The organism is Desulfomicrobium salsuginis (genome assembly GCF_054657795.1).
This window is the reverse complement of the sequence record NZ_BAAHYA010000001.1, coordinates 31,660-47,057: the sequence shown is the minus strand read 5'-3', so window position 1 is coordinate 47,057 and position 15,398 is coordinate 31,660. Positions and strand designations below refer to the sequence as shown.

Annotated in this window: 4 protein-coding genes; all 4 read left to right on the top strand. The window is 66.2% G+C overall.

Annotated elements, in window-relative coordinates; translation table 11 throughout:
* Positions 1–187 precede the first annotated feature (187 nt).
* The 4 genes from ACYQ3G_RS00140 to ACYQ3G_RS00125 all read left to right on the top strand — a co-directional run bounded on the left by ACYQ3G_RS00140 (position 188) and on the right by ACYQ3G_RS00125 (position 15,318).
* The gene (locus tag ACYQ3G_RS00140; RefSeq protein ID WP_459821217.1) at positions 188–9,085 is read left to right on the top strand and encodes a cadherin-like domain-containing protein; all 8,898 of its coding nucleotides are present in this window, start codon (positions 188–190) and stop codon (positions 9,083–9,085) included.
* A gap of 225 nt (positions 9,086–9,310) precedes the next feature.
* Positions 9,311–12,172: a hybrid sensor histidine kinase/response regulator gene (locus ACYQ3G_RS00135; protein WP_459821215.1), complete on the top strand. Its 2,862-nt coding sequence runs from the start codon at positions 9,311–9,313 to the stop codon at positions 12,170–12,172.
* 241 nt (positions 12,173–12,413) lie between these two features.
* Positions 12,414–13,832, top strand: a complete 1,419-nt coding sequence (locus tag ACYQ3G_RS00130; protein WP_459821213.1) for a TolC family outer membrane protein — start codon at positions 12,414–12,416, stop codon at positions 13,830–13,832.
* 250 nt (positions 13,833–14,082) lie between these two features.
* Complete coding sequence (locus ACYQ3G_RS00125; RefSeq protein WP_459821211.1) at positions 14,083–15,318, top strand: glycosyltransferase; 1,236 nt, start codon at positions 14,083–14,085, stop codon at positions 15,316–15,318.
* The last annotated feature ends 80 nt before the right edge of the window (positions 15,319–15,398 follow it).

Here is a 15,398-nt window from a genome sequence, read left to right as displayed (position 1 = left end):
TGTGCCCGTCATGGCTTACGGGGGGCGTTTATTAGTGTAAAACCTTATGATTTTTTATTTTGCATGAGCTTATTGCTGTAGAATCTGCATTGAAAATTAGGTGCGCATTCGCATTATACTCTACTTCGAAAGCATCTATCTGTTTCGGAATGTTTAAATTGGTACAACTCGAATATGGGGGCAGGCCATGTTGAAGAATAAGGTGCTCGTTCGTCAGGCGGATGGTTCGATTCGTGAAGTGCATGTTTCCGATGGCGGCAAGGTGTCGTTGCGCGGCAACGAACAGCTGCTCATCGCGGCTGCGCCGGAGCAGGCCGAAGTACGGTCCGGCGGAGAGGGGAAGGTTGCGATCCGGCTGGAAGGGATCGGCGAGTTCACGGTTGAATCCGAGGGATTGCCACCCGAAGCCCTGGCCATGGGGCCGGACGAGTCCCCGGTATTCAGGGGGCAGCCTGTCATCGTGTTCGAGCGGGCCGGAGCAGGCGGTGAAGAAGGGGCCGTGACGCATGAGCCCCTGGGGGTTCACGAGGCGAGCGTAGCCGACACGACGTTTCTTGACCAGCAGACGGGCGAGGACTTCGGCATGGGACGACTGCTCGGCATGGCCGCCTTCAGTGCCGAGGCCGGAGGCGGGTTGGCGAAGGGCAAGGTCTTCGCAGGGAAGGACGAGGACGGCCTGCTGGCCGACGCACTGTCCGGGGATTCCGCCCCAGGCAACCTGAACCTCCCCCCGGTCATCGACATCAACAATATTCTCCTGGTTGATGACGACGCCATGGAGCCCCTGACGGGCCACCTGCGTGTCACGGACCGCGAGAGCGGCCCCGGTGACCTGCTGTTCAGGATCAGCCAGGGGCCGGCCTCCGGCACGCTGTACATCGACGGCAAGGAAGTGGAAGCGACCAAGGTCACCTTCACCCAGGCCGACATCGACTCCGGCCGGGTCACCTTCCGCTTCGATCCTCACGCTCAGGACGGGGTTCTGGTGCTGGAGGACGACACCTTCGTCTTCACGGTCACGGACGGCACGCATACCACAGGTCCGGCCACCTTTCACATCCAAAATTCCACGGTCCAGGTCTGGGGCACGGACGAGTCCGACGACCTGACCGGCGTGGCCCATTTCGACCGCGACGGCGTGAAGTTCCACGTTTACGGTTTCGAGGGCAACGACATCCTGCGCGGCGGCTCGGGCGCGGACACCCTGGACGGCGGCGGGCATTCGTCCACGGGTGTTTCCTATAGCGTGGGGACGGGCGAGTGGTGGGAAGCCGGCGTGACGGTTCCCGGCGCGACGCCAGGCGGTGACACCGTGGACTACGGCGCCAGCAATGCGGCCGTGGACGTGGATTTGCAACGCGCCAGGCAGTTAGGCGGCCATGCCGAGGACGACGTGCTCCGGGGCATCGAGAACGTCGTGGGCTCCCGCTACGCCGACACCCTGCGCGGCGACGGCGGCAACAACGTGCTGGCCGGCCAGGCCGGGGCCGATCTTCTCGATGGCCGTGGCGGGCTCGACACGGCGGACTACCGCCGGAGCGACGCGGCCGTGGACGTGGACCTGACCAGGACCGGCACCCAGTCCGGTGGCCACGCCGAGGGCGACACCCTGGTCTCCATCGAGAACGTCATCGGCTCGGCCTTCGCCGACAGCATCGCTGGCGACGTCGGCGACAACTTCCTCGACGGCGGCGCGGGCGATGACACCCTCCTGGGCGGCGCTGGTTACGACACCCTGCGCGGCGGGTCCGGGGCCGACTCCCTGGACGGCGGTGCCAATAACCGCGATCTGGCCGACTACAGCACCAGCGACGGCGCGGTGAACGTTGACCTTACCAGGACCGGCGCCCAGTCCGGCGGTCATGCCGAGGGCGACACGCTCGTCGGCATCGAGGACGTCTTGGGCTCGCGATTCAACGACGTCGTCACGGGCAATGACTCGAGCAACCTCCTCTTTGGCGGCGACGGCGACGACACCATCTTCGGCGGGGGGCGCAACGACACCATCTCTGGTGGCGCGGGCAACGACTGGATCGCCGGCGGCACCAGCGAAGACGACTTGTACGGCGGCGCCGGCAACGACACGATCTTCGGCGGCAACGGCTACGACACCATCTTTGGCGGCGACGGCGACGACTATCTGGTCGGCTACAATCCCGACGGCAGCGCCGACACGGCGATGGATTTTCTCGTCGGCGGCGCGGGCAACGACACCTTGGACGCCAGCCACGAGACCCGCGGCAGCAGATATAAGTCCACGCTCATCGGTGGCATGGGCGCCGACATGCTCATCGGCAACGGCACGTCCACCATCGCCAGCTACGAGCTGACCGGGCACGTCAACTACGAATTCAACTTCGGGCCGGGCGTCTATCTGGACCTGCGCCGCCAGGGCAAGGACGCGGACGGCAACTGGCTGGCCCAGATCGACCCCGAGGGCCGCGAAACCGACGCCGTGGGCGACACCCTCATAGGCATCGTCAACGTCATAGGCACCTGGACCCACGACACGCTCATCGGCAACCACCAGGACAATGTGATGTACGGCCTCGACGGCAATGATCTGATGATCGGCAACGAGGGCAACGACACCCTGTGGGGCTATGACCACAACGACACGCTGGAGGGCGGCGCGGGAGCGGATTACCTGTGGGGCGGCCAGGATTTCGACATGGTCAGCTACGAGCACGCGTCCCAGGGGGTCAGCATCGACCTGCGCAACCAGTCCAACTACGGCTTTCAGTCCGGCGCTCCCGGCGGCGAGGAGGTCGGGGACCAGCTCTGGTACGTGGACGGCGTGATCGGTTCGGCCCACGATGACACGCTCATCGGCAGTTCCGTGGGCGATGATGAAGTTGCCGCGCAGTACGGGTACAGGCCGTTTCGGTTTGCGGCCAACCGGCTGGAAGGCGGTGCGGGCGACGACCTGCTCATGGGCCTCGGCGGCGCGGACACCCTGGACGGCGGCGAGGGCAAGGATACCGCGGATTACAGCCTGAGCGAGGCCGCGGTGTATGTGGACCTGAACCTGCAGGACAGCCACACGGCCCAGACCGGCGGCGGCGCGGTCACGGTCACTCCGTCCACCATCGACGACGGGAGCAACCCGGGGATCCTCTACGGCGGCAACCATGCCTATGGCGACGTGCTCATCTCCATCGAGAACCTCACGGGCTCGGCCTATCATGACACGCTCATCGGCAACGGCGAGGACAACGTGCTCTCCGGCCTGGCCGGGGACGACAGCCTGATCGGCGACGGCGGAAACGACACGCTGATAGGCGGAGCGGGCAATGACACGCTCCAGGGCGGCGATGGCGCCGACCTGATCCGGGCCGGCGCGGGCGACGTGGTGGACGGCGGCGCGGGCCATGACGTGCTGGTGTCCGAGGACGAGTACCTCGACGTGAACTCTTCCACAACCATCACCGGCATCGAGCGCATCGACCTGGCGGGCGCGTGCAAGGGGCTGACCGTGAGCGGCGCCGCCATCCTGTCGAACGGCGTGGCCGACCCGGCGGGCAGCGGGCTCATGGCCCTGATGGTGACCGGTGACGCTGGTGACTCCGTGGCCAGGCTGGCGGACGGCGGCTGGACCTGGACCCAGGCCGCCCCGGAAGTGACCGTCGATGGACAGACTTATGTCCTGTACGAAGCCGCGAAGGACAGCCAGACGGTGCGGCTCTACGTGCAGACCGGCCTGAACGAGGCCGAGGTCGCGGGCGGCGTGATCCAGATCTGGGGCACGGAAGGGGCGGACGATCTGACCACGGCCTGGGATTTCAACGATCCCCGTTACACGTTTCAAGTCTACGGCCTGGACGGCAACGACACCATGCGCGGCGGCTCTGGCGCCGACACCCTGGACGGGGGCGGGCACGCGTACGCAGCGCTCACGCCCTGGCTGTACACCCAGGAAGGCGGCGACACCGTGGATTACGGCGCCAGCACCGCGGCTGTGGACATCGACCTCACCCGCGCCACCCAGTCCGGCGGCCACGCCGAGGGCGACGTGCTCATCGGCGTCGAGAACGTCATCGGCTCGGGCTACGGCGACAGCATTACCGGCGACGCGGCGGCCAACCTTCTTGCCGGCCTTGGCGGCAACGACACGCTGCTCGGCGGGGATGGCAACGACACCCTGCGCGGCGGGGCCGGGGCCGACCTGATCGACGGCGGCCTTGGCCTGGATTTCGCCGATTACCGCGACAGCGCGAGCTGGGTGGCCGTGGATCTGAACATCCAGGACGGGACAACGGCCCAGTCGGGCGGCGGGACGGACAACGACGCCCTTGGCGATACGCTGATCGGCATCGAGCATCTCATCGGCAGCAACAACGCTTCCCACGGCGACGTGCTCACGGGCAACGCCGCGGGCAACCATCTCATCGGTCTGGACGGCGACGACACCCTCGTCGGCGGCGCGGGCAACGACACTCTGGTGGGCGGGGCCGGGGCCGATGTACTTTCCGGCGGCTCTGGCACCCGCGACCTGGCGGACTACAGCGCCAGCACCGCCTGGGTCAACGTGGACCTGACCAGGCAGGACGGGACCGCGGCCCAGACCGGTGGCGGCGCGGGCAACCACGCCGAGGGCGACATCCTGACGGGCATCGAGGACGTCAACGGCTCGGCGTACGCCGACTCCATCCTCGGCAACACCGCCATCAACGTCCTGTACGGCTACGGCGGCAACGACACCATATTCGCCGGAAACGGCAACGACACCGTCCATGGCGGCGATGGCGACGACTTCATCGACGGAGGCCGCCACGCGGACGAACTGTTCGGCGACAGCGGCAACGACACGATCTACGGCGGCGACAGCATCGACACGCTCTTTGGCGGCGCGGGCGACGACGTGCTCTACGGCTACAGGTCCGACGGCGGCAGCGACGGCAACCAGGACCTCCTCCTCGGCGGCACGGGCAACGACACGCTGGTCAGCCTTTCCACAGTCCGCAGCAAGCTTGTCGGCTGCCAGGGCGCGGACCGCATCATGGGCGGCGGCATCGACTATGTCAGTTACGAGCTCACCGGCGACGACTTCACGGTCAACCGCGGCGAGTCCGTGTACGTCGACCTGCGCATCCAGGACGGTGTCACGGCCCAAAGCGGGGGCGAGGATGGCAACGACGCCATCGGCGACGTCCTGACGGGCATCCGGCACATTCTGGGCACGTACGGCATGACGGGCGACACGCTCATCGGCAACGACGAGGCCAACGAGATCTACGGCCTGGACGGCCATGACCTGCTTGTCGGGGGCGGCGGCAACGACACCCTGTGGGGCAACGACCACAACGACACCCTGGAGGGCGGCGCCGGGGCGGACATGCTGTGGGGCGGCATGCACTACGACATGGTCAGCTACGAGCACGCGTCCCAGGGGGTCAGCATCGACCTGAGCAACCAGTCCAACTACGGTCTCCAGTCCGGCGTGTCCGGCGGCGAGGAGGTCGGGGATCAGCTCTGGTACATCGACGGCGTCATCGGTTCGGCCCACGACGACACGCTCATCGGCAGTTCCGTGGGCGACGAGGCGTTCGCCCCGCTGGACTCGTGGGCGTGGCGCGCGGCGTCCAACCGGCTGGAGGGCGGTTCGGGCGACGACCTGCTCATGGGCCTCGGCGCTCCGGACACCCTGGACGGCGGCGAGGGCATCGACACCGCGGACTACAGCCTGAGCGAGGCCGCGGTCTATGTGGACCTGAACCTGCAGGACAGCCATACGGCCCAGACCGGCGGTGGCGCGGTCACGGTCATGCTGTCCACCATCGACGACGGGACGAACCAGGGGGTCCTCTACGGCGGCAACCATGCCTATGGCGACGTGCTCATCTCCATCGAGAACCTCACGGGCTCGACCTATAATGACACGCTCATCGGCAACGGCGGGGACAACGTGCTCTCCGGCCTGGCCGGGAACGACAGTCTGGTCGGCGGCGGGGGGGATGACACCCTCGTTGGCGGAGCGGGCAATGACACGCTCCAGGGCGGCGACGGCGACGACCTGATCCGGGCCGGCGCGGGCGACGTGGTGAACGGCGGCGCGGGCCATGACGTGCTGGTGTCCGAGGACGAGTACCTCGACGTGAACTCTTCCACAACCATCACCGGCATCGAGCGCATCGACCTGACGGGCGCGTGCAAGGGGCTGACCGTGAGCGGTGCCGCCATTCTGTCGAACGGCGTGGCCGACCCGGCGGGCAGCGGGCTCATGGCCCTGATGGTGACCGGTGACGCTGGTGACTCCGTGGCCAGGCTGGCGGACGGCGGCTGGACCTGGACCCAGGCCGCCCCGGAAGTGACCGTCGATGGACAGACTTATGTCCTGTACGAAGCCGCGAAGGACAGCCAGACGGTGCGGCTCTACGTGCAGACCGGCCTGAACGAGGCCGAGGTCGCGGGCGGCGCGATCCAGATCTGGGGCACGGAAGGGGCGGACGATCTGACCACGGCCTGGGATTTCAACGATCCCCGTTACACGTTTCAAGTCTACGGCCTGGACGGCAACGACACCATGCGCGGCGGCTCTGGCGCCGACACCCTGGACGGGGGCGGGCACGCGTACGCAGCGCTCACGCCCTGGCTGTACACCCAGGAAGGCGGCGACACCGTGGATTACGGCGCCAGCACCGCGGCTGTGGACATCGACCTCACCCGCGCCACCCAGTCCGGCGGCCACGCCGAGGGCGACGTGCTCATCGGCGTCGAGAACGTCATCGGCTCGGGCTACGGCGACAGCATTACCGGCGACGCGGCGGCCAACCTTCTTGCCGGCCTTGGCGGCAACGACACGCTGCTCGGCGGGGATGGCAACGACACCCTGCGCGGCGGGGCCGGGGCCGACCTGATCGACGGCGGCCTTGGCCTGGATTTCGCCGATTACCGCGACAGCGCGAGCTGGGTGGCCGTGGATCTGAACATCCAGGACGGGACAACGGCCCAGTCGGGCGGCGGGACGGACAACGACGCCCTTGGCGATACGCTGATCGGCATCGAGCATCTCATCGGCAGCAACAACGCTTCCCACGGCGACGTGCTCACGGGCAACGCCGCGGGCAACCATCTCATCGGTCTGGACGGCGACGACACCCTCGTCGGCGGCGCGGGCAACGACACTCTGGTGGGCGGGGCCGGGGCCGATGTACTTTCCGGCGGCTCTGGCACCCGCGACCTGGCGGACTACAGCGCCAGCACCGCCTGGGTCAACGTGGACCTGACCAGGCAGGACGGGACCGCGGCCCAGACCGGTGGCGGCGCGGGCAACCACGCCGAGGGCGACATCCTGACGGGCATCGAGGACGTCAACGGCTCGGCGTACGCCGACTCCATCCTCGGCAACACCGCCATCAACGTCCTGTACGGCTACGGCGGCAACGACACCATATTCGCCGGAAACGGCAACGACACCGTCCATGGCGGCGATGGCGACGACTTCATCGACGGAGGCCGCCACGCGGACGAACTGTTCGGCGACAGCGGCAACGACACGATCTACGGCGGCGACAGCATCGACACGCTCTTTGGCGGCGCGGGCGACGACGTGCTCTACGGCTACAGGTCCGACGGCGGCAGCGACGGCAACCAGGACCTCCTCCTCGGCGGCACGGGCAACGACACGCTGGTCAGCCTTTCCACAGTCCGCAGCAAGCTTGTCGGCTGCCAGGGCGCGGACCGCATCATGGGCGGCGGCATCGACTATGTCAGTTACGAGCTCACCGGCGACGGCTTCACGGTCAACCGCGGCGAGTCCGTGTACGTCGACCTGCGCATCCAGGACGGTGTCACGGCCCAAAGCGGGGGCGAGGATGGCAACGACGCCATCGGCGACGTCCTGACGGGCATCCGGCACATTCTGGGCACGTACGGCATGACGGGCGACACGCTCATCGGCAACGACGAGGCCAACGAGATCTACGGCCTGGACGGCCATGACCTGCTTGTCGGGGGCGGCGGCAACGACACCCTGTGGGGCAACGACCACAACGACACCCTGGAGGGCGGCGCCGGGGCGGACATGCTGTGGGGCGGCATGCACTACGACATGGTCAGCTACGAGCACGCGTCCCAGGGGGTCAGCATCGACCTGAGCAACCAGTCCAACTACGGTCTCCAGTCCGGCGTGTCCGGCGGCGAGGAGGTCGGGGACCAGCTCTGGTACATCGACGGCGTCATCGGTTCGGCCCACGACGACACGCTCATCGGCAGTTCCGTGGGCGACGAGGCGTTCGCCCCGCTGGACTCGTGGGCGTGGCGCGCGGCGTCCAACCGGCTGGAGGGCGGTTCGGGCGACGACCTGCTCATGGGCCTCGGCGCTCCGGACACCCTGGACGGCGGCGAGGGCATCGACACCGCGGACTACAGCCTGAGCGAGGCCGCGGTCTATGTGGACCTGAACCTGCAGGACAGCCATACGGCCCAGACCGGCGGTGGCGCGGTCACGGTCATGCTGTCCACCATCGACGACGGGACGAACCAGGGGGTCCTCTACGGCGGCAACCATGCCTATGGCGACGTGCTCATCTCCATCGAGAACCTCACGGGCTCGACCTATAATGACACGCTCATCGGCAACGGCGGGGACAACGTGCTCTCCGGCCTGGCCGGGAACGACAGTCTGGTCGGCGGCGGCGGAAACGACACACTGATCGGCGGCGACGGCAACGACCTGGCCGTCGGCGGCTTCATGGATTCCGTTGACGGCGGAAACGGATTCGACACCTTCCGCCTGGATGGCCACGCCGGCACCGGCAGCGCCCTTGACCTGACGGCCATGAACGTCGCGGGCCGGATCACGGGTTTCGAACGCATCGACATCGCCGGCGATGCCGACGACGCCAACACCCTGACCCTCAAGGCCTCGGACGTGCTGGACACCACGGGCGGCACCGACACCCTGTGGGTGCACGGTGACGGGAACGACACCGTGACGACCACGGATACCGGCTGGACGCATGTCGGCGTGGAGACCGGGGCCGACGGGCAGCAGTACGACCATTACTCTGGGAACGCGGGTTCGATCCTGGTCAACCTGATGATCGACACGGACATCGCCAACCAGAACGTCATGCACGCCTGATCGCGGTCCCGGTTTCCGTCGGGAAAGGGGGCGTGGATGGAGCGCGGGGGAAACAGGCAAATCGTGGAGTTCGGGTCGCGCAGCGACGAAGGGAACGGGAATTCGAAGGGTCGGCGGACCCCTTGCGGAGATCCAGGCCTGGATTCTCCGAGAAATTGGGAGACGCAGAAGAAAAACTCAGGGCCGACGGGGGGAGCCCCCCGTCGGCCCTGTCATGGGTTGAGCGTGACCGTTCGGAAGGTCGGCTCCTGGACGGTCATGGCGCTCTGCGCCGCCCTCGTGGTCCTGGCCTGTCCGTCCATGACCAGGGCCGCCCCCCGCGTCGCGTGGATTGCAGAGTCCGAACCGGACCCAAAACCCCCTGTGTCCGGGGAGTTGCTGGTGCTGGAGGCGTCCCCGCCGCCCGGTCAGTCGCTTCTGGCTCTGGGGCCCTATCTGGAGGTGCTGGAGGACGGAACCCACACCCTGAAGGAAATCGGGCAGGTGGCCGGTTCGCCTGCCTTCCGGCCTGTGCTGGACACGTCCTTCAATCTCGGCATGGCGGACTCCGTATGGTGGTTCCGCTTCACCCTGCGGCTCGATCCCGGCACGGACTGGTATTTCGACCCTGACTGGGCCTACGTCCGGACCCTTGATTTCTTCTCCCCGCTGCCACGGCCCGGCCCGGACGGCAGCCTCTGGCAGCGCACCTCCCACCGTTTCGGGTCCACCGGCGAGGGTCGGCTCATCCCGCTCATCGCCGACGGGCAAAGCCACACCTACTACTTCAGGGTCTTCAGCGAACGCGTGACCTTCGTCAGACCGTCGCTGTGCGAGCGCAACCGCTGCCTGTCCGAAAACAATCTGCGCAGCCTGGCCTTCGGGGCCTTCGTGGCCGTGCTGTTGGCCATGATCGTCTACAACTTCGTCATCTTCCTCTACCTGCGCGACCGCTCCTACCTCTGGTTCGTGGTCTTTCACGTCGCCCTGCTGGGCTACTTCTCCAACAAGATGTGGACGCCGTTTTTCAGCTACGAAGGACAGGCCCTGGTCGCGGCCACGTCCATCAACATCTGCGCCATGGCCATGTGTCTGTTTCTGCGGGATTTTCTGGAGACGCGCCGGGACCATCCCGTTTGGGACAAGGTGCTTCTGGCCTGGGCCTTCCCCACGGGCGCCCTCGTCGTGCTCGGGCCGCTGCTGCCCTCCTCGCACATGCACACGATGTTCAACCTCGTCTTCAACGTGGCGGTCTTCCTGATGGGCTTCGGCGTCAGCCTGTCCAGCTGCTTCAAGGGGCGTTGGCCCGGATGCATTCTGCTCATGGCCTGGAGTCTCGTTTCCGTGCTTTTCTTCATTTTCGCCGCCACGGTCGTCGGATGGAGCAGCCTGGGCTATTCCATGGGTTTCAATCTGGCCCTGGCGGCCGAGGCAGTGCTCATGTCCCTGCCCCTGGCCTACCGCATCCGCCAGCTCAAGCTGGAGCGGGAGGCCTCGGCCCTGGCCGCTCGGACCAAGAGCCTTTTCCTGGCCCGCATGAGCCATGAGATCCGTACGCCCATGACCGCCATCATGGGTTTCACCGATATCGCTCTGAACGCTTCTTCTCTCGGCCAGATCCGGCAGTGCCTGGCCAAGGTCAAGACATCGGCCGCCCATCTGCTGGGGCTGATCAACGAGATTCTCGATCTGGCCAAGATCGAGGCGGGCAAGCTCGACGTGGAGCGGAAGCCTTTCGATCTGCTCTGCCTGATGCGGGAAGTGTGCGAGATTGTTGCGCCCACGGCACGGAAGAACGGCAACGAGCTGCTTCTCGACCTGGAACAGAACATGCCCGTCCAGGTGCTCGGCGATCCCATGCGCTTGAGGCAGATTCTGGTGAACCTCGCGGGAAACGCCGTGAAATTCACCGTGAACGGCGAAGTCTGGATCAGGGCGGGCCTTGTTCCCGGGATACAGGGGGACGCGTCCGGCGGGCGGAGGTTCCGTTTCGAGATCGCGGATACGGGGCCGGGGATTCCGGCCGCCCTCAGACCCCGGTTGTTCGAGCCGTTCGAGCAGGGCGGCGGGGATACGGCCAGCCGATTCGGAGGGACCGGGCTGGGGTTGAACATCAGTTCCAGGCTTGTCGGCCTCTTGGGCGGGGTGATCGGGGTGTCGAGCGAGGAAGGCCTGGGCTCGACGTTCAGGGTCGAACTGGATTTGGGCCTGGACGGGAAGCCTGTTTCGGCAAGGCCGGAACTCCCGAAGGAAATGCAAGGCCTGGCCGTTCTCGTGGCCGACGACAACCCGGCGGCGCGGGGCAATCTCGCTCTTGCCCTGGCCGGCCTGGGCTTTGCCTGCGAGGCTGTGGAATCGGGCCTGCAGGCGGTGGCGGCAGTGCAACGCAATCCCGATCGTTTTTCTCTGGTTATCCTGGACTGGGACATGCCCGGCCTGGACGGGCCCCAGACGATGGAGCGGCTGCGGGCCGCGGGGTTGCCGAAAGACGTGCCGGCCCTGTTGGCGGCGCTTCCGTCGCACGAAGACCCACAGGGACGGGACCCAGAGGATATCGGAGTGGCCGGTTTCGTGGTCAAGCCGGTCACGGCGGACGGAGTCCTCGATGCGGTAATGGCGGCCATGGGCCGCTGCAGGGACAGGGGCGACAGAGAGGCTCCGGAGAAACGGGATGCTTTGCCCGGCAGCGTCATGAGGGGCCTGCGCGTGCTGCTGGTCGACGACAATCAGTTCAACCAGGAGGTGGCGCGGGCCATCCTCGACGAAGTCGAGGCGGACACGCAGGTGGCCTGCAACGGGTTGGAGGCGTTGCAGCGGCTGGAAGAGACCGAAGAGGCGTATGACGTCGTGCTCATGGACATGACCATGCCGGTCATGGACGGGCTCGAAGCCAGTCGCCGTATCCGGGCCATGGACAGGTACAGGCAGTTGCCCATCATCGCCATGACCGCCAACGCCATGAAGGGCGACCGGGAAGCGTGCATCGCTGCCGGCATGAACGACCATCTGGCCAAGCCCATCGATACCCGGGAACTGTTCGGCGTCCTGGAAAAGTGGGTCGGCGGCGCGCAGGGGCGCCATCCGGACGAGCCGGCCTTAGGCGTCTGATGAGTCCGGTACGAATCGAGGGTTTTCGGGGAGGTGAATACGCATCATGGAGTACTTGAAGGGTGCCAGTCGGTGCCGGATTAAGTAAGTATAAGTACTTAATATACATGGGGGTATGGATTCAAAGGACAGCGTTTCCTCCACTAAACAGGACTCAACCGAGGTTGCTCAATCGAGGTTGCAGTGTGGAACCGGGCGGAGCCGGATTTTCCGGGGGCCCGATAACGAAGGGGGAGACGAGATGAACGGACTGGGGATCGCATACCGTGGCGTTTTGTGGGTGTTGTTCGCGCTGTTGCTGGTGCCGAAGGTCGGACTGGCGCAGGGGTTTGACACAGGCAAGGCGGGGATGAGTCCGATCGGGGCGTCGGGCGTGGAGGCCCTGCTGGATGACGTGTCGGGAGGCGAGGTGTCGCTGAAGGCCGCCATCCAGTCGGCCATGGACGACAATCCCGAATTTCTGAGCGGCAAGCACGCCGCCGCAGTGTCGCACGAGGCCTATCTGCAGTCCTACGGGGCGCTGCTGCCGCAGTTGGATTTTGTCGCCCGCGGCGGGTACGCGTTGCGGCACAACGACACGACGGAGGCCATGTATTCCGGCGGCGACGGCGACGCGTGGACCAACGAGGAGCGCGTGGTGCTGTCACAGCTGCTTTTCGACGGCGGCCTGACCTCTTCCAAGGTGGCGGCGGACAAGCTGCACTCCGAGTCCCGGCGCGAGGAACTGTTCAACACGGCCGAGGACGTGGGACTGAGCGCGACGCAGTACTTCATGGAGGTGATCCGCACCCGGGCCGTGGTCGAACTCTGTCTGCGCAACATCGCCGAGCACGAGAAGCTGGCGGAACTGACGCGCATCCGCCAGGAAGGCGGCGGCGGCACCCAGGCCGACGTGACGCAGGCCCAGGCGGCCCTGGAAGAGGCCCGGTCGCGCCTCGTACAGGCCACTCAGGCCGCGGAGGATGCCGAGGCCGGATATATCCGCTTCTTCGGCGCCAAGCCCGGCGCGCTGGCCATGCCCGACCGCCCCGCCCATGTCGTTCCGCAGGGCGAGGACGCCGCGGTGAGCCAGGCCGCTGCCGGCAATCGCGCCCTGAAGGCGGCGCGCCTGGCCGAGCAGCAGAAGGAGCGCGAGGTTGATTCGGCCAAGGGGCGGATGATGCCCAAGGTGCAGGTCAAGCTCGCCGCCGGGCGCGCGGACAACACGGGCGGCTACACCGCGGATTACTACGACGCCTCGGCCATGCTGGAACTGAGCTTCAACCTCTTCAGCGGCGGCTCCGACGCGGCGGCCATCCGCAAGGCCAAGGCCGACAGGCTCAAGGCGGAGCAGGATGCCCTGGGCGTGCAGCGCGAGGTGGAGGAAGACATGCGCACGGCCTGGAGTTTCTACCGCGCGACGGGCAGGCTGCTGTCCGTGCTGCGCAGCCTCACCGACGAGAATGCGCAGGTGGTGACGAGCTACACCGACCAGTTTCGCATGGGGCAGCGCTCCCTGGTGGATCTGGTCTCTGCGCAGAAGAGCCTGTTCAGCTCGCAGCAGGTCTACCTGAACGGCATGGCGGCGCACACCTTCTCTCACTACCGGCTGTGCGCACCCGCTTCCCGGCTCATGGAAACCCTCGGCGTCGATCTCAGGGTCGAGGAGATTGCGGATTGAGGGCCGGCTGCTCGGGCGCCCGATCCGTCCGACTCTCCCGGCGTCCCGGCTTGGGAGGATCGGACGGATCGGACCGGGGATGACGCGAGGATGGGCTTGACGCAGCATGAAAGCGACGCGTTCCGGCTGGTGCAGGCGATATCTGGAACAGGAAGGTGAGCCGGTTCCAGCCCCGGATTCCGGACGCGACCACGGCTCGACAGAATGACGCCGGTGAATGGCTCAACGACGATGCGGACACGGAGGCAGAATGCGCATTCTTTTCGTACACGTGAATTTTCCGGCTCAGTTCCGCAATGTGGCCGCGTTTCTCGGGCGCAACTCCGCGAACGAGGTGGTTTTCCTCACGCAGGAAGACCGTCCTGATTGGGAGATACCCGGTGTCCGCAAAGCGATTTACGCTCCGGACATGAAGACGGCCGATCCCATGGGCGGTCTGATGGGGAACTCGGGAAACGTCGCCCGGCATGCCGGGGCGGCCATGCGCAGGGCCGTGCGGCTGCGTTCCGAAGGGTTCGTGCCGGACGTCATCTGTGGCCATTCCGGGTGGGGACCGACCATGCTGCTGCAGGACGTCTTTCCCGAGGCGGCCTTTGTCGGGTATTTCGAATGGTTTTACGGCTCCGACAGCGCGGACATGCGTTTTTCCGGGCAGCCGTCGACTCTCAAGTCGAGAACTTCGGTGCGTGTCAACAATCTTCCCATCATCAGCGACCTGCTCGGCTGCGATCTGGGCATCTGCCCGACCCGCTGGCAGCTCGAACAGTTTCCCGTGGAATTGCGCTCCAAGATTTCCGTGGTCCATGACGGCGTGGACACGGAGTATTTTTCCCCCGATCCGGCCGCCCGCATGACCCTGCCGGGCCTGGACCTGTCGGACGCCACGGAAATCGTGACCTACGCCACGCGCGGCATGGAGCCGTACAGAGGCTTCCCCCAGTTCCTGGAGGCTGCGGTGGAGGTGGTCAGACGCCGGCCCCAGTGCCATGTGGTCATCGGCGGAGAGGACCGGACATGCTACGGCTCACCCCCGGAACCGGGCAAGACCTGGAAGCAGGTCCTGATGGAACGCCTGCAACCGGACCCCGAGCGCATCCATTTCGTCGGGACCCTGCCGTACGGCCAGTACCGTACGCTCCTGCGCGCCTCATCCGTTCATGTCTACCTGACGCGGCCCTTCGTGCTGTCCTGGTCCTTTCTCGAAGCCATGTCCTGCGGCTGCCTGCTGGTGGCCTCGGACACGGAACCGGTGCGTGAAGTGGCAATCGACGGCCATAACGCCCTCCTCACGGATTTCCATTCCCCAAAGGCCATCGCCGAGCGCACCATCGAGGCGCTGGAGAATCGCGACCGTTTGCAGGTCGTGCGCGAACGGGCCAGGCAGACCATCATCGACAATTACGATCTGCAAAAACTCCTGCCCCGCAGGCTCGCCTTGCTGGGGGAGGCCGTCAGAAGACGACGCCAGAAAAAGGCGAATTCATGACCGTGCGCGCTCGATGCCTGGATGCGTATCGATCCCGTACAATCGGACGCGTACGCAAGCGCAAGCCATGCTCCTGAAGT